The following is a 15,175-nucleotide window of genomic DNA, read 5'->3' as shown; positions in this document are numbered from 1 at the left end:
TAGACTGAACGCCATGACGAGCGAAGGTCTGGATCAGGCGCAGCGGAAGATGCGCGACGCCGCAGTGGCTGAGAACGCCATCAGGGTGTTCAGCCACTACTACGCCCAACTCCTCGACGGCCTCACCGGCGTGATCCCCGAGGAGTCGATCAGTCCCGTCCAGGACCTGCCACGGCTCGAGGACCTGACCTCCAACACCTCCGACGACACGACCGGCGCCGGATCCGCGCTCGCCCGCACCGTCGTCATCAAGCTCAACGGGGGCCTGGGCACCTCGATGGGGATGCAGCGGGCGAAGTCCCTGCTGCCGGTCCGGGAGGGACGTACGTTCCTCGACCTCACCGTCGCCCAGGTGCTGGCAGCGCGCGCCGAACACGGGGTCGCGCTGCCCCTCGTGATGATGGACTCGTTCGCGACGAGCGCCGACACGATGGCGGAACTGGCCTCGTCCCCCGCGATCCGCACCGATGGGTTGCCGCTGGAGTTCGTCCAGAACCAGGAGCCGAAGCTGCGCGCCGACGACCTCACCCCGGTCGCATGGCCCGCGTCGCCCGACCTGGAATGGTGTCCGCCCGGCCACGGTGACCTCTACACCGCGCTGGAGGGTTCGGGCCTGCTGCGCACACTGCTCGACGCCGGCTTCCGGTACGCGGCGGTCTCCAACGTCGACAACCTCGGCGCCGCCCCTTCCGCGACGCTCGCATCCTGGTTCGCCGACACCGGGGCCCCGTTCGCGATGGAGGTCTGTGAACGGACACGTGCCGATCGCAAGGGTGGCCACCTCGCGGTCCGCAACAGCGACGGACGCCTGATCCTTCGGGAGAAGGCCCAGACCGCGTCCGACGACGAGGGCAGCTTCACCGACATCGCCCGGCACCGCTACTTCAACACCAACAACCTGTGGCTCGACCTCGAACAGTTGGCCGAAGCCCTCGCCAGCCGCAACGGCGTGCTCGGCCTGCCCCTGATCTGCAACCGCAAGACCGTCGACCCGACCGACCCCGCCAGCCCCGAGGTGCTCCAACTCGAGACGGCGATGGGCGCGGCCATCGAGGTGTTCGAGGGATCGACGGCGATCGTGGTCCCGCGCAGCCGGTTCCTGCCGGTGAAGACCACCAGTGATCTGCTGGTGTTGCGCTCCGATGTCTACCGGGTGAACGGCGACGGGACGCTGGACCGGGTCAGTCCCGCCACTCCCCTGGTGACCCTGGCGCCCGGACCCTACAAACTCATCGCCGACTTCGAGGCCCACTTCCCCCACGGTTCACCGGGGCTGCGGGACGCCGCGTCCCTCACCGTCGACGGCGATTGGACCTTCGGTCCCCACGTCGAGGTCCGCGGCGACGTGGTGCTGCCACCGACCGACGAACCCCGGCGGGTCCCTGGCGGCACGATCCTCGACGCCCGTGGCTGAGCCCGGGGACGTCGCCGGCTGGCACCGCGCCTTGGCGTACGCCCTGTGCGGCGAGGACCTGCCCGGCCTCGTCGATCGGCCTGCCCCCGACCCGGCCGCCCTCGCCGAGGAGCTGAGGGAGGCCGGGTGGGATCGCCTCGCCCTGCGCGATCACGTTGCCCGGACCAGGGCGGCCGGTGAGCCGTGGCCGCACCCGGTGCCGCCGCAGCTGACGGCCGATCTGTCGGCGGCCCAACTGGCCGCCGCGCTCAGGGCGCTGAACGCGGAGTGGGAGCTTGCGCCACCGCGACGGCAGGTGCGCTCGGGGCCGCCGCCCAAGGCCTCCGCAGGGGATGAGCGGCTGCTCCGCGACCTGCCGCCGCACTTCGGCAAGCTCTGAGCGTGGCCCTCGTCGGGACGCTCAGAGCTCGGTGCGCCGCTCGGCGATCAGGTCGCGGATCTGCGCGAGGAGCTCGTCGGTCGTCTGGACCTCCGGCTCCTCCCGCTTCTTGCGGTTCTTGTACATCTCGTACGGCTTGACGATCGCCAAGTAGACCACGAACGCCGTCAGTACGAAGGTCACGATGGCCGACAGGAACGGGCCGATGGTGATACCGGCGATGACGACAGACGAGAACGCCTTGCCGTCCAGCGGCAGGGCCTTGCCGATCAGGTCGAGGATCAGGTCGGTGAAGGCCTTCACGACGGCCGCGAAGAGGGAACCCATGATGAAAGCGACGGCCAACTCGATGAGGTTGCCGCGCATGAGGAAGTCCTTGAACCCCTTCATGACACTCCTTTCTCAGGGCGCGCAGGCTCGGGTGAGCCTCGGGTCGCGCCGCCGCCACGATATCCAGCCGGGGTGGCGCAGGAAAGGGATCGCTGGCTGTGAGGGTCGCTGAGGGAGCAGGGCGCCGGGCCACGACAGCCGGATGGCAGGATGAGGGGGTGACCGTGCAGATCCCCGCAGACATCAAGCCGCTCGATGGACGTTTCGGGTGCGGGCCCTCCCGCATCCGGCCGGAGGCATTGGCCTCCTTGGCCGGGCCGGGTGCGGCCGTGCTGGGCACGTCCCATCGGCAGGCACCGGTGAAGGAACTCGTCCGCAGGATCCGCACCGGTCTGGCCGAGCTGTACCGCGCCCCGGAGGGTTACGAGGTGGCCCTCGGCAACGGGGGGTCGACGCTGTTCTGGGATGCGGCGGTCTTCTCCCTGATGGAGCAGCGCTCGGCCCACGGGACGTTCGGGGAGTTCTCCTCGAAGTTCGCCTCGGCATCGGCCCGGGCTCCCTTCCTCGCGGACCCGCTCGTCGCCGACGCCCCGGTCGGCAGCGCCGCCCTCCCCGAGGCCGCCGACGGCGTCGACACGTACGCCTGGGCGCAGAACGAGACCTCGACCGGCGCGGCGGCCCCGGTGCGGCGGGTCGCCGGTGATGCCGGGGCACTGACCCTCATCGACGCCACCTCCGCTGCCGGCGGCATCGACGCCGACCTGGCGCAGACCGACGCCTACTACTTCGCGCCGCAGAAGAACTTCGGCTCGGACGGGGGCCTGTGGGTGTCCTTCCTGTCCCCCGCGGCCCTCGACCGGATCAGCCGGATCGCCACGTCCGGGCGGTGGATCCCGGACACGCTGTCGCTGCAGATCGCGGTGGACAACTCTCGCAAGGACCAGACGCTGAACACTCCGGCCGTGGCGACGCTGTGGCTGCTGGCCGACCAGATCGACTGGCTCAACGCCCAGGGCGGGATGGAGTTCGCGACCGCCCGGACGCAGGCGAGTGCGGCCCACCTGTACGGCTGGGCCGAAGCGCATGAACTGGCCACGCCGTTCGTCGAGGAGGCCTACCGGTCACCGGTCGTCGGCACCATCGACTTCGCGCCGTCGGTCGACGCGGCCGCGCTGGCGAAGGTGCTGCGGGCCAACGGCATCGTCGACGTCGAGCCCTACCGCAAGCTCGGACGCAACCAGCTGCGCATCGGCATGTTCACCAATGTGCCGACCTCGGACGTCGAGGCGCTGACGGCCTGCGTCGACTACGTGCTGGAGCGCTTGGTCTGAGGCGTACCCGCGACGGGTCAGCGGCCTCGCCGCGGTCCTCCCCGGCCGAGGCTGGCCCGTCGCGCGTGCGTCTCCTCCGCCCACGCCTGGATCTCGCCCGTGTCGTCGGGACTCTGCGGAGTCCCGAGGCGGGGCTGGCGGCTCGGACCGACGAGCACCGCCACCCCCGCGGCCACGGCGACGACCGCGGCCACGGCGAGGGCGATCCAGGTGCCGCTGCGGTCCGTGCCGGAGGCCGGGGCGGCGTACGCCCACGTGGACGCGCCGGCCAGGACGAGCCCGGCCGCCGCGACCCCGATCGCACGCAGCGTGGTGACCCGCACGTGTTCTCCCTTCTCCACGGCTCAGTGCGTCAGCAGTGAGCCGATGATGACGATGAGGAGCAACGCCACGGCGACCGCGCTGACGAGATGGTGACCGGTTCGCAGCTTCACGGACCCCAGCCTAGCGCCGGGTTCAGACCGGCCGGACGACCAGCACCAGATCGCCACCCTGCACCTGGTGCGGACCGTGCAGGGCGACCCGCTCCACCACCCCGGCGATCGGGCTGGTGATCGCCGCTTCCATCTTCATCGCCTCGATCGTGGCGACGGGCTGGCCGGCCTCGACCTGGGCGCCCTCGGCGACGGTCACCGAGACGACGCCCTGGAACGGCGCCGCGACGTGACCCGGATTGGTCGTGTCTGCGCGCTCCGCGACGGCCACGTCGGTCTCGATCGAGCGGTCACGCACCCGGATCGGACGGATCTGGCCGTTCATCGTCGCCATCACCGTACGGAAGCCGCGGGCGTCCGCCTCACCGATGGCCTCCAACCCGATCAGCAGGTCGATGCCCTTGCCGAGCTTCACGACATGCTCGTCACCGGTCTTCAGCCCGTAGAGGTAGTCGATGGACGTCATCGAGGACAGGTCGCCATAGAGCGCGCGGAAATCGGCGAAGGCCTTCGCCGGGCCCGGGAAGAGCAGCCGGTTGAGGGTCTGCTGACGCTCCCGGCCGGGCTCGGCCAGCGCGGCGGCGTCCTCGGGGGCGACCTTCTCCTCGACCGCCTTGATGACGCGACCCTGCAGGGCCTTGGTCCGGAAGGGCTCGGGCCAGCCACCGGCCGGCGTGCCCAGGTCACCGGACAGGAAGCCGATCACCGAGTCGGGGATGTCGAACGAGGCGGGGTCCTCCGCGAAGGCCTTCGGGTCCGCACCGACGGCCACCAGGTGCAGGGCGAGGTCACCGACCACCTTGGAGGACGGGGTGACCTTGCTGGGGCGGCCGAGGATCTTGTCCGCGGCGGCGTACATGTCCTCGATCTGCTCGAACTTGTCGGCGAGCCCGAGAGCCTTGGCCTGCTGGCGCAGGTTGGACAGCTGCCCACCCGGGATCTCATGGTCGTAGACGCGCCCGGTGGGCGAGCCGAGGCCCGACTCGAACGGCTTGTACTCGCGCCGGACCATGTCCCAGTACGGCTCGAGGTCCATCACATTGCGCAGGTCGAGGCGGGTGTCGCGCTCGGTGTCGGCCACGGCGGCCACAAGGGCGGACATCGAGACCTGGGAGGTGGTGCCGGCCATCGGCGCAGCCGCCACGTCGACACCGTCGACACCGGCCTGGGCGGCCATCAGCAGGGTCGCCAACTGGCCACCCGCGGTGTCATGGGTGTGCAGCACGACCGGCAGGTCGAACCGCTCGCGCAGGGCGGTGACCAGCTTCGCGGCCGCGGGGGCGCGCAGCAGGCCGGCCATGTCCTTGATCGCCAGGATGTGCGCGCCGGCGTCGACGATCTGGTCGGCCAGCCGCAGGTAGTAGTCGAGGGTGTAGATGTCCTCGCGCGGATCGAGCAGATTGCCCGAGTAGCACATGGCCACCTCGGCGACCTTCGGGGTGTCCCGGATCGCCCGGATCGCGGGGGCCATCTGCGAGACGTCGTTGAGGGCGTCGAAGACCCGGAAGATGTCCACCCCGACCTCGGCGGCCTCGTGCACGAAGGCGTCGGTCACCTCGGTGGGGTAGGGGGTGTAGCCGACGGTGTTGCGTCCCCGCAGCAGCATCTGGATCGGGATGCCCGGCAGGGCCTCATGGAACCGGGCCAGCCGGTCCCACGGATCCTCGCCGAGGAAGCGCAGCGCCACGTCGTACGTCGCACCGCCCCACGCCTCGACCGAGAACAGTCCCGGCAGCATCCGCTGCATGTACGGCGCGAACTCGAGCATGTCGTAGGTCCGCATGCGTGTCGCCAGCAGCGACTGGTGCGCGTCGCGGAAGGTGGTGTCGGTGACCTCGAGCTTGTCGGAGGCGCGCAGGGCGGCGGCGAACTTCTCCGGGCCGAGGTCGAGCAGCTGCTGGCGGAAGCCGGACGGCGCCGGCGCCTTGAGGTCGAGGGCGGGCAGCTTGGTCCGCGGGTGGACGCTGATCGGGGACTCACCGTTCGGCTTGTTCACCGTCACGTCGGCCAGCCAGGTGAGCACCTTGGTGCCGCGGTCGGCCGAGACCCGGGCGTTGAGCAGCTGCGGGCGTTCGTCGATGAAGGCGGTGGAGATCTCACCGGCCCGGAAGTCGGGATCCTCGAGCACCGCCTGCAGGAAGGGGATGTTCGTCGCGACGCCGCGGATGCGGAACTCCGCCAGCGCCCGGCGGGCCCGGGCGACGGCCTGGTCGAAGTCGCGGCCGCGCGTGGTCAGCTTGACCAGCAGCGAGTCGAAGTGCGGGCTGACCAGGGCGCCGGTCGCGGCGGTGCCACCGTCGAGGCGTACGCCCGCGCCGGCCGCGGAGCGGTAGGCGGAGATCACGCCGGTGTCGGGGCGGAAGCCGTTCGCCGGGTCCTCGGTGGTGATCCGGCACTGCATGGCCGCACCCATGATCTGGATGGAGTCCTGGGACAGCCCGAGGTCGGTCAGGGTCTCCCCCGCCGCCAACCGCATCTGGGCCTGGACCAGGTCCACGCCGGTGATCTCCTCGGTGACCGTGTGCTCGACCTGGATCCGCGGGTTCATCTCGATGAACACGTGCTGGCCGGCCCGCGGGCCCTCGGTCTCGAGGAGGAACTCGACGGTGCCGGCGAGGGTGTAGTCGATGGACTTCGCGAAGGCGACGGCGTCGCGGGTCAGGGCGGCGCGCAACTCCTCGGAGATGTGCGGGGCCGGCGCGAGCTCGATCACCTTCTGGTGGCGGCGCTGGATGGAGCAGTCGCGCTCGAAGAGGTGGACGGTGTCGCCCTGCCGGTCGGCGAGGATCTGCACCTCGATGTGCCGGGGGCGCCCGACGGCCTGCTCGATGAAGACGGTGGCGTCACCGAAGGCCGACTCCGCCTCACGCATCGCCGCCCGGATCGCGTCGCGCAGTGCCGCCGGGTCGTCGACCCGCCGCATGCCCCGCCCGCCGCCGCCGGCGACGGCCTTCACGAAGACCGGGAAACCGATCTCCTCCGCCTGGGCCGACAGGTAGTCGAGGTCGGTGGACGGCTCGGAGGACTGCAGGGTCGGGATGCCGGCGCGACGGGCGGAGTCGATGGCGTGCTTCTTGTTGCCCGCCATCTCCAGGGTCTCCTTGGAGGGCCCGATGAAGGTGATGCCGTTCTTCGCGCAGGCCTCGGCCAGGTCGGGGTTCTCCGAGAGGAAGCCGTAGCCCGGGTAGATGGCGTCGGCGTCGGCCTCCTTGGCCGCCCGGATGATCTCGGCGATGTCGAGGTAGGCCCGGACGGGGTGCCCCTTCTCACCGATCATGTAGGCCTCGTCCGCCTTGATCCGGTGCACCGCATTGCGGTCCTCGTACGGGAACACGGCGACCGTCTTCGCCCCGAGTTCGACCGCGGCGCGGAACGCACGAACAGCGATTTCGCCACGATTGGCGACCAGGACCTTTTTGAACATGCACACACCTTCGGGGCCGACGAACAGCTCTTCAAGGTCACCGACACGCCATTGTGAGGGGGACCACAGTGCAGTGTAGACCCGACCCAGCTCGCTCCGACCAGGCGTTCCTCTCCGGTACGGATCAGTCGCGGGTGCCCTTCAGCCGGGCGTTCTCCGCCCGGACCTCGGCCTGGGTGGCTCGCTCCCGGACCAGCCACTGTGGCATGGTGCGCAGCAGTTCGCGGATCTGGTCGGCGGTGAGGGCTTCGGTGATCCCCGCCCGGGCCAGCCCCGAGTTGGACACCCCCAGCTTGCGGGCGACCTCCTCACGCGGGTAGGGCCCGTTGCGGCGCAGCTCGACCAACCAGGCCGGCGGGTCAGCGAGCAGGGCGTTGAGCTCTTCACGGGTCACGACCCCCTCGCGGAAGTCCTCCGGGGTGGCCGGCAGGTGCACGCCGAGCTTCTTGGCGGCTGTCGCGGGCTTCATGCTCTGGGACTTCGCGGCCTTCGTCATCCTCCAAGACTAGGGTGGCGGCCAGGCCGCAGACGAGGAGGTCCACGATGCCCGGTGTCCCACCCGAAGTCCCCCGGTGTTCCGGGTCGCCTTCGTCCCCGGCGTCTCCCCCGACACCTGGGCCCGCAAGTGGCGCGACCGGGTGCCCCGGGTGCCGCTGGAATTGCTGCCCGTCCCCGACGCCGATCAACTGACCGTGCTCCGCGACGGTCGCGCGGACATGTCCCTCGTCCGTCTCCCGGTCGAGCGGGACGGGCTGTCCGTGATCGAACTGCACGAGGAGGTGCCGGTGGTCGTGGTGCCCAAGGACCACCCGGTCGCCGCCTACGACGAGGTGGACGTGGCCGATCTGTCGGAGGAGCACCTGTTGCAGGATCCGGACGAGGTGCCGGCGTGGCGCGATGTCGCCACCGAGGTGGCCGACGGCTCCCGGTACCCGGTGCCCGCGCTGACCCTCGAGGAGGCCATCGGGACGGTCGGCGCCGGCACCGGCATCGTCATCGTCCCGATGTCCTTGGCCCGGCTGCACCACCGCAAGGACGTCACGGCCCGGCCGGTCAGCGGCGTCGCCCCCTCCCGGATCGGGCTGGCCTGGCTCACCGAACGCTCCGACGAACGCACCGACTACTTCATCGGCATCGTCCGCGGCCGGACCGCCAACAGCTCTCGCTCGCCCGTCCCCGGCGAGCCCGCACCCGGGCGGCCCGCACCCGAGCGCCCGCAGAAGCCTGCCCGGACGAGCAACGGGCCCCGGCGCCGAAGCGGCCGGGGCCCGCGGAAGTAGGGACAGGCTCAGGCGACGATCTGTCCCAGCAGCCCCTGCATGAAGTAGAGGACGAACGCCGCCGAGACGACCCACATCAGCGGGTGCACCTCACGGGTGCGGCCCTTGGCGATCTCCAGCACCACGAACATGATGAAGCCGATCCCGATCCCCACGGTGATGGAGTAGGCGAACGGCATGAAGACGATCGTCAGGAAGGCCGGGATCGCCTGCTCCATCCGCGACCACTTGATCTCGGTGACGCTGGACATCATCAGCGCGCCGACGATGACCAGCACCGGGGAGACCGCTTCGGCCGGGATCAGCGAGACCACCGGGGAGGCCACGATGGCGACCAGGAAGCACAGGCCGGTGACGATGGAGGCGATGCCGGTCCGGGCACCCTCGGCGACGCCGGCGATCGACTCGATGTAGGACGTGTTGGAGGAGGACGAGCCGAGGCCACCGAACATGGCGGCCAGCGAGTCGACGACCAGGATACCGCCCAGGTGAGGCGGGTTGCCGTTGCCGTCGAGCAGCCGGCCCTCGGCGCCGACGGCCACCACGGTGCCCATGGTGTCGAAGAAGTCCGCGAGCAGCAGGGAGAAGATCAGCAGGATGACGCCGAGCGCGGTGAGACCACGCTGGGTGAAGGCGCCGAAGATGTCGACGTTGCCGAGCAACTGGAAGTCGGGCGCGTGCCAGGAGCCGAGCACCGGCGGGTTGGACTTCCAGCCGTCGACCTGGCCGCTGAAGACGGTGCCCAGCGGACGGAAGGTCTGGACGAGCACGCCGACGACGGTCGCGACGGCGATGGCGATCAGAAGACTGCCGCGGACGTTGCGGGAGTAGAGCACCGCGGCGAGCACCAGCCCGAAGAGGAAGATCCCGATCGGCCAGCCCATCAAGCTGCCGTTGATGCCGAGGGTGACCGGGGTGCCCTGGGCCGGACGGATGACGCCGCCGTCGACGAGCCCGACGAAGGTGATGAAGACGCCGATCCCGACGCTGATCGCGGCCCGCATGAACGCGGGGACCGCCCTGAAGACCGCCGTCCGGAAGCCGGTGAGCACCAGGATGGTGATCAGCGCGCCCTCCAGCACGACCAGACCCATGGCCTGCGGCCATGTCATCATCGGCGCGAGGGTGTACGCCAGCAGCGCGTTGAGGCCCAGACCGGCGGCGAGGGCGAGGGGATAACGACCCACGACGCCCATCAGGATCGTCATCACGCCGGCGATCAATGCGGTGACGGCGGCCACTGCCGCCTTGGAGAGGGCGATGTTGGCGTCGGAGACCGGCTGACCGGTGATCAGGTTGCCGTTGATGTCAGGGACGGTGCCGATGATCGCGGGGTTGAGGGCGATGATGTAGGCCATCGCGAAGAAGGTGACCAGGCCGCCGCGGATCTCGCGGCCCATGGTCGACCCGCGCGCGGTGAGCTCGAACCAACGGTCCAGGACGCCGCGCTCCCCCTGTCCGGTGGGGGTGGGTGCCGTGGTGGATGCAGCAGATTCCATGAGGGCAGCCTATGGGGCGCAGATTACGCGTTGATCTCGCGCCCCCCTCATGGATCTGCTCAGTCGAAGAGGGACCCCTCGGACATGCTGATGGTGTCCCAGATCGGGGCCGTCAGGTCTGCCGCGTGCGTCTCGTCGTGGACGTCGGAGTGCGCACCACAGCCGTGGTCGACCGCGACGACGGTGCCGTCGGACGGCGACATCAGGTTGGCGCAGACGCCGAAGATCGTGCCGAGGCTGCCCTGCAGCCGGACGAAGTAGCCGCAGGTGACGCAGGGCCCGGGGGCCTGCTTGGCCATCGGGTTGTCCGGGCCCCCCTCACCCGCGAGCCAGCGTTCGGCCGTCTCCTGCCGCCCGTACGGCGACAGCAGCCGCTCCCGGCCCAACCCGAGCTCCGCGACCACGGCGCGGGTCTGCGAGGCCTCCGCGGGGTCGCGATCGGCGGCATGCTCGCCGCCGGTGTAACCCGGCTCCAGCCGCTCGTCCTCCAGGGGTGTCGGCATCAGCATGCCGGGGGTCACGTCGTCGGGCGAGACGCGCTCCGACCACGGCACCCAGGCCGGGGCCAGCAGAGCGTCCTCGCCCGGCAGCAGGGCCACCTCGTCGACCGTGGGTACCTTCGCCCGCAGGGCCCGGACCAGCGTGACGTTCCACCGCCAGCCGCGATAGCCCCCGTGGGTGCAGGCGAAGAGGTGCGTGACGACCCGGTCACCCTCCACGATCGTCCCGAGATGCTCCCCGACACCGTGCGTCCCGGCAGCGGCCAGCGCTGCCTCGCGGGCGATGTCGACCGCCGCCGCGGTCACCGCGTCGAGCTTCGGCCGCGGTGCCCGGCGGGCCTCGTGTTCGCTGGGGGCTGCCATACCCGTCATCCTCTCACGCCCTGACGGGCGTCACAGCTCCAGTTCGTCGGCGATACCGCGGAGCACGTGAGCCGTACGCTCGGCGGACTTGGCGTCCGGGTAGCGGCCGTGCCGGTAGCTCGCGGCGAGGTGGTCGAGCATCTTGATCAGGTCCTCGACGATGACCGCCATGTCCTCGGGCTTCTTGCGCGCCGCCTTGGCCACCGACACCGGCTTGTCGACCAGGTGCAGGCTCAGCGCCTGCTCGCCCTTGCGCCCCTCGACCACACCGAATTCCACCCGCTGTCCGGCCTTGAGGGTCGTCACCCCCTCGGGCAGGGCGTTGGCGCGGACGTAGACGTCCCCACCGCCGTCCTTCGTCAGGAATCCGAAGCCCTTGTCGGCGTCGTAGAACCGCACCTTGCCAGTGGGCACAGCAACCTCGCTTACTCGTGGGGGTCTCGATGGGTCTGGCCCCGCCGGGAGCATGCCCGGGTGCGGCGGACGTCCACCACCGCCCGGAGACGTTCCTGGCGGGGTCCGGATGGCCCAGCATACCCGGGCCGGGAGCATCGCGAGGTCGTCAGCGGTAGCGCGCCGGGTCCGCCAGCAGATCGTTCATGGACCCCGAGCGGAAGGCCCGGAACTCCACCACCGAAAGGCCCTCGGCCGCCAGCGCCTCGCGCAGGCGGCCCTGTGCCGCGGCGTCGAGGCCGGCCAGCGTCGCCCGGTCGATCTCCACCCGGGCGTGGTCGTCGAGGTCGCGCACCCGCAGGTCCCGCACCCCCGGGAGGGCTGCCCGGAGGGCGGCCTCGGCACGTTCGACCCGGGCGAGGCGGGCGGGCGTCACCTCGAGACCGTAGGCGATCCGGGAGGCGAGGCAGGCGGCGGCCGGCTTGTCCCAGGTGGCCAGCCCCCAGGCGGCCGAGGCCTGGCGGACCTGGTCCTTGGTGATCCCGGCATCGGCGAGCGGAGTGAGCGCCCCACGCTCGGCGGCCGCCCGGATGCCGGGCCGGAAACCGGCCACCACATCGTCGGCGTTCGTGCCGGTAGCGACCGGCCACCCCCGCCGCTCCGCCTCGGGTGTGAGCACCTCGAGCAGTTCGCTCTTGCAGAAGTAGCAGCGGTCCCCGGCATTGGCCCGGTAGCCCTCGCGGTCGATCTCATGGGTGGCCGGGGTCCACGACGCGACGCCCAGCGAGGCGGCGAAGTCGGCGGCAGGCCCGCGCTCGACCAGCGGCAACGAGCCGGAGACCCCGGTCGCCGCCAGCACCCGTTCCGACCCCAACGCCCGGACGGCCGCGGCCAGCAGGAAGGCCGAATCGGCCCCGCCCGAGAACGCGACCAGCAGGCCCGGCAACGCCGCCAGGGATTCCTGCAGTGCGCGCAGTCGCACGGCCAGCAGGTCCGGAGCGGCGAGGGTCATGGCGATCATCGTACGTCCGGGCCCGGGTAGCATCGAAGCCATGGCGACCTGGCTGGACGGCCCCGAGTACGCACCGCTGGTGCCACCCTCGGGCTACGAGCCCGCGGCCACGAGCGTCACTCCGGCCCTGTCCGAACTGGCGGACAACGCGGCGCAGTCGTCTCCCGACACACCGCCCAGCGCCACCCCGCCCGCCTACCGGCCACCGGCCGATGCGGTGCCGCTGACCGCGCTGGCGCCGCCCACGGCGCCGTTCCGGGACCCGCGTCAGCCGTTCGCGCTCGTCAGCCGACCACACCACGTGGGTTCCGCGTGGAGCTCGGTCCACGCCTCCCCGGCAGTCATCCCGGAACCGGAGACCCCCGCGGCGCCGTACCAGCCGTACATCCCCTACGTGATGGCACCCCCGGACGCACCGCACTACCCCGACCTCGACGAGCGCTCACGGGCCGCTCGATGGCTGGCGTTGCCCCCCGTGCTGTACATCGCCGGCGCCCTCGCCGGACCGTACGTCACGGCCGCCGTCCTCGCCGGGGCAGTGCTGCTCTCCGCCGTGCCGTCCGTCCCCGCCGCCGCCAAGGGCCTGTCCCGGACGGTCGCGGGGCTGCTCGGGGCGCTGCTCCTGCTGGGTATCCTCGCCGGCCAGACCTGGAGCGACTTCTCCTGGCTGTCCCGGCTGATCGGCCTCGTCTACAGCATCGTCCTGGCCGTCTGGTACATCCGCCAGCGGGCCGCGATCGATGCGGAGCGGCGTCGACGGACCTGGGGCGAGCCTCCGGAGATGCCCCGATGACCCGTCAGGCCGCACCCCGCTCACTGGCCGAGTCGCTGCGCCGGTGGAAGGCCAAGGATTTCGCCGCCCTGCTCGCGGCGCGTCCCGACCTGTGCACCCCGCCGCCGCGTTCGGTCGGTGACCTCGTGGTCCGGATGACGACCAGCGGCTCGACGATGGGCGCGCTGCACCGGCTCAACGCGTGGCAGCACGTCGTCGCCGAGGCCCTGGCGGCTCTGCCCGACGGCACCACCCGTGCGGCAGTCGCCGATCTCCTCGGCAGTGCGGACGAGCTCGCCGTCCGCCGCGGGATCGCCGACCTACGTGAACGCGGCCTGGTCTGGGGGCCGGACACCGACCTCCACCTGCTCGTCCCCGCCCGCACAGCCTTCGGCCCCTGGCCGGCCGGGTTGGCCGACGACTCGGTCCGTCCGCTCACGGAGCCCGAGCTCACCGCCGCCCTGGCCGCCGCCGGAGAGGTGGTGCGACCCCTGCTGGACCAACTGACCTGGGGTCCGCCGACCGGCCGGGTGAAGAACGCCGACCGCCACGTCACGCCCGAGACTGCGGCCACGCCGATGGAGGTCGCGCTGGCCCACCGGCTGCTGCGCCCGCTGGACGCGGACACGGTGGTGATGCCGCGGGAGGTCGCCTGGCACCTCCGGGGGCACCGGCTGGTGCGTACGCTCCCCTCCTCCACTCCCCCGGAGCCGGCCACCGGGCACCGGCGTAAGGCCGCACTCATCGACCGAGCCGGCGTCGGCGCGGCGATCACCCTGCTGCGCGACATCGAGCAACTCGTCTCCTCCCTGCCCGACCTCGACGTCCGACTACTGCGCGAGGGCAGCCTGTCGGCGAAGGACCTCGGCGCGGTGGTGTCGCTGCTGCGGCTGCCCCCCTCCCACCAGGCCCGTTCCCAGGCGTACGCCGCCCTCGTCGTGGAACTGGCCTGGGCCGCGGGTCTGGTCAACCATGTCAACGGGGAGACGCTGTTGCCGACCCCAGCGTTCGACCAGTGGCTCGAGCGGCCCGCGGTGGACCGGTGGACCGAGTTGGTCCGGGTCTGGAAGGGGGCACTGCGCTGGTTCCACTGGTCGGTCCGGCCCAAGGCCCATGCCCTCGGCCCGGACGCGGACTGGCGTGGGGCCGCCGATCTGCGCCGGGGCCTGCTCGAGGTCTGCACGGCGGTCGCGCCGGGCAGCCTGATCGGGGCGGAGCGACTGGCCGAGACGTACGCCTGGCACCGCCCGGCCCTGGCCTCCCAGGTCGACCTCGCCGAGATGACCGGCCAGTGGTGGGAGGAAGCCGGCTGGTTGGGTCTGCAGGCCCTCGACGCGGTGACCAGCCTGATGGCCGTCGCTGCCGATGATGGGGCCGCCGTCCCCGACGGGCTGGCCGCCGAGTTCCCCGAGCCGGTCAGCGAACTGATCCTGCAGTCCGACCTCACCGCCGTCGCCCCCGGCCCGCTCGACCATGAGACCAGCCGGGTGGCCCGGCTGCTGGCCGACCAGGAGTCGCGCGGGGCGGGCGGCGTCTTCCGGTTCAGCCAGGGCTCGCTGCGCCGCGCCTTCGACGCGGGCTGGTCAGCCGACCGGGTGCTCGGCTGGCTCGCCGAGCACTCCAGCACCGGGGTGCCGCAACCGCTGGAGTACCTGGTCGGCGACGTGGCCCGCCGGCACGGCCGGATCCGTGTGGGCAGTGTCGGTAGCTGGATCCAGACCGACGACGCGGCGGTGGTCAGCCAACTGCTCACCCATCCGGAGGCGGGCCCGCTGGGCCTGCGCCGGCTCGCTCCCGGCGTGATCGTCGCCGATGCGGAGGCCGACGAGGTGGTCGGCCTGCTGCACGACCTCGGCCTGTCGCCGGCCGCCGAGGACTCCTCGGGCCGGCTCGTCACGGCCCCCGTCCGCCCCCGGGCCCGGCCCCGGACCGTTGACGCGCCCCCCGGCCCCCCGGATGCCGCCGCGATCGCCGAACTCGCCGAGGAGCTGGCCGCGTCCCTGCAGTGATTACAGACCTGCAGTGATACAGAACTGCAGTGATC

14 protein-coding genes are annotated in these 15,175 nt (G+C 71.5%); 6 read left to right on the top strand and 8 right to left on the bottom strand.

Annotation, left to right across the window (positions count from 1 at the left end; all coding sequences use genetic code 11):
* Positions 1–13 precede the first annotated feature (13 nt).
* Entirely contained in the window at positions 14–1,414 is a 1,401-nt protein-coding gene (locus tag Rai3103_RS10385; protein WP_153572551.1) for a UTP--glucose-1-phosphate uridylyltransferase, read from the top strand.
* Complete coding sequence (locus tag Rai3103_RS10380; protein ID WP_153572550.1) at positions 1,407–1,793, top strand: hypothetical protein; 387 nt, start codon at positions 1,407–1,409, stop codon at positions 1,791–1,793. The genes Rai3103_RS10385 and Rai3103_RS10380 overlap by 8 nt, the downstream gene beginning before the upstream one ends.
* A gap of 21 nt (positions 1,794–1,814) precedes the next feature.
* On the opposite strand, the gene Rai3103_RS10375 is transcribed toward Rai3103_RS10380, so the two are convergent.
* Positions 1,815–2,183, bottom strand: coding sequence for an MscL family protein (locus tag Rai3103_RS10375; protein WP_153572549.1), 369 nt, complete (start codon positions 2,181–2,183; stop codon positions 1,815–1,817).
* Positions 2,184–2,341: 158 nt separating this feature from the next.
* Between Rai3103_RS10375 and serC the strand changes: the two genes are divergently transcribed.
* Positions 2,342–3,454 carry a phosphoserine transaminase gene (gene serC, locus Rai3103_RS10370; protein WP_153572548.1) on the top strand — a complete coding sequence of 371 codons (1,113 nt, stop codon included), beginning with the start codon at positions 2,342–2,344 and terminating at the stop codon, positions 3,452–3,454.
* A gap of 17 nt (positions 3,455–3,471) precedes the next feature.
* On the opposite strand, the gene Rai3103_RS10365 is transcribed toward serC, so the two are convergent.
* The 3 genes from Rai3103_RS10365 to Rai3103_RS10355 form a co-directional block, all read right to left on the bottom strand.
* Positions 3,472–3,795 (bottom strand): hypothetical protein, encoded by a 324-nt coding sequence (locus tag Rai3103_RS10365; protein WP_153572547.1) that lies wholly within the window; start codon positions 3,793–3,795, stop codon positions 3,472–3,474.
* A gap of 115 nt (positions 3,796–3,910) precedes the next feature.
* Positions 3,911–7,312: a pyruvate carboxylase gene (locus Rai3103_RS10360; protein WP_153572546.1), complete on the bottom strand. Its 3,402-nt coding sequence runs from the start codon at positions 7,310–7,312 to the stop codon at positions 3,911–3,913.
* A 124-nt stretch (positions 7,313–7,436) separates the two neighbouring features.
* On the bottom strand, positions 7,437–7,808 hold the full coding sequence (locus Rai3103_RS10355; RefSeq protein WP_153572545.1) for a DUF5997 family protein: 372 nt from the start codon (positions 7,806–7,808) through the stop codon (positions 7,437–7,439).
* 76 nt (positions 7,809–7,884) lie between these two features.
* On the opposite strand from Rai3103_RS10355, the gene Rai3103_RS10350 reads away from it, so the two are divergent.
* A complete protein-coding gene (locus Rai3103_RS10350) occupies positions 7,885–8,592 on the top strand; it encodes a LysR substrate-binding domain-containing protein (protein ID WP_153572544.1) in 708 nt (235 codons plus the stop codon).
* 8 nt (positions 8,593–8,600) lie between these two features.
* Here the strand turns inward: Rai3103_RS10350 and Rai3103_RS10345 are convergent, their stop codons facing one another.
* The 4 genes from Rai3103_RS10345 to larE form a co-directional block, all read right to left on the bottom strand.
* Positions 8,601–10,091 carry an NCS2 family permease gene (locus tag Rai3103_RS10345; protein WP_153572543.1) on the bottom strand — a complete coding sequence of 497 codons (1,491 nt, stop codon included), beginning with the start codon at positions 10,089–10,091 and terminating at the stop codon, positions 8,601–8,603.
* 59 nt (positions 10,092–10,150) lie between these two features.
* Positions 10,151–10,954 carry a DUF3027 domain-containing protein gene (locus Rai3103_RS10340; protein ID WP_422396000.1) on the bottom strand — a complete coding sequence of 268 codons (804 nt, stop codon included), beginning with the start codon at positions 10,952–10,954 and terminating at the stop codon, positions 10,151–10,153.
* Between the two features lie 30 nt (positions 10,955–10,984).
* Positions 10,985–11,368, bottom strand: a complete 384-nt coding sequence (locus tag Rai3103_RS10335) for a cold-shock protein (protein ID WP_153572541.1) — start codon at positions 11,366–11,368, stop codon at positions 10,985–10,987.
* A 148-nt stretch (positions 11,369–11,516) separates the two neighbouring features.
* Positions 11,517–12,359, bottom strand: a complete 843-nt coding sequence (gene larE / locus Rai3103_RS10330; protein ID WP_228488842.1) for an ATP-dependent sacrificial sulfur transferase LarE — start codon at positions 12,357–12,359, stop codon at positions 11,517–11,519.
* A gap of 40 nt (positions 12,360–12,399) precedes the next feature.
* Between larE and Rai3103_RS10325 the strand changes: the two genes are divergently transcribed.
* Positions 12,400–13,152: a hypothetical protein gene (locus tag Rai3103_RS10325; protein WP_153572539.1), complete on the top strand. Its 753-nt coding sequence runs from the start codon at positions 12,400–12,402 to the stop codon at positions 13,150–13,152.
* On the top strand, positions 13,149–15,140 hold the full coding sequence (locus Rai3103_RS10320) for a helicase-associated domain-containing protein (RefSeq protein ID WP_153572538.1): 1,992 nt from the start codon (positions 13,149–13,151) through the stop codon (positions 15,138–15,140). The genes Rai3103_RS10325 and Rai3103_RS10320 overlap by 4 nt, the downstream gene beginning before the upstream one ends.
* The last annotated feature ends 35 nt before the right edge of the window (positions 15,141–15,175 follow it).

Origin of the sequence: Raineyella fluvialis, from assembly GCF_009646095.1 — a bacterium.
In the GTDB taxonomy this organism is placed as follows: Bacteria; Actinomycetota; Actinomycetes; order Propionibacteriales; family Propionibacteriaceae; genus Raineyella; species Raineyella fluvialis.
Note: the sequence above shows the minus strand (reverse complement) of the source record. Positions and strands in the feature narration are given on the sequence as shown.

Coding starts and splice junctions, on each gene's coding strand:
- Rai3103_RS10385 (WP_153572551.1), top strand. CDS start 14: ATGACGAGCGAAGGTCTGGATCAGGCGCAGCGGAAGATGCGCGACGCC.
- Rai3103_RS10375 (WP_153572549.1), bottom strand. CDS start 2,183: ATGAAGGGGTTCAAGGACTTCCTCATGCGCGGCAACCTCATCGAGTTG.
- Rai3103_RS10355 (WP_153572545.1), bottom strand. CDS start 7,808: ATGACGAAGGCCGCGAAGTCCCAGAGCATGAAGCCCGCGACAGCCGCC.
- Rai3103_RS10320 (WP_153572538.1), top strand. CDS start 13,149: ATGACCCGTCAGGCCGCACCCCGCTCACTGGCCGAGTCGCTGCGCCGG.
- Rai3103_RS10340 (WP_422396000.1), bottom strand. CDS start 10,954: ATGGCAGCCCCCAGCGAACACGAGGCCCGCCGGGCACCGCGGCCGAAG.
- Rai3103_RS10325 (WP_153572539.1), top strand. CDS start 12,400: ATGGCGACCTGGCTGGACGGCCCCGAGTACGCACCGCTGGTGCCACCC.
- Rai3103_RS10345 (WP_153572543.1), bottom strand. CDS start 10,091: ATGGAATCTGCTGCATCCACCACGGCACCCACCCCCACCGGACAGGGG.
- larE (WP_228488842.1), bottom strand. CDS start 12,359: ATGACCCTCGCCGCTCCGGACCTGCTGGCCGTGCGACTGCGCGCACTG.
- Rai3103_RS10360 (WP_153572546.1), bottom strand. CDS start 7,312: ATGTTCAAAAAGGTCCTGGTCGCCAATCGTGGCGAAATCGCTGTTCGT.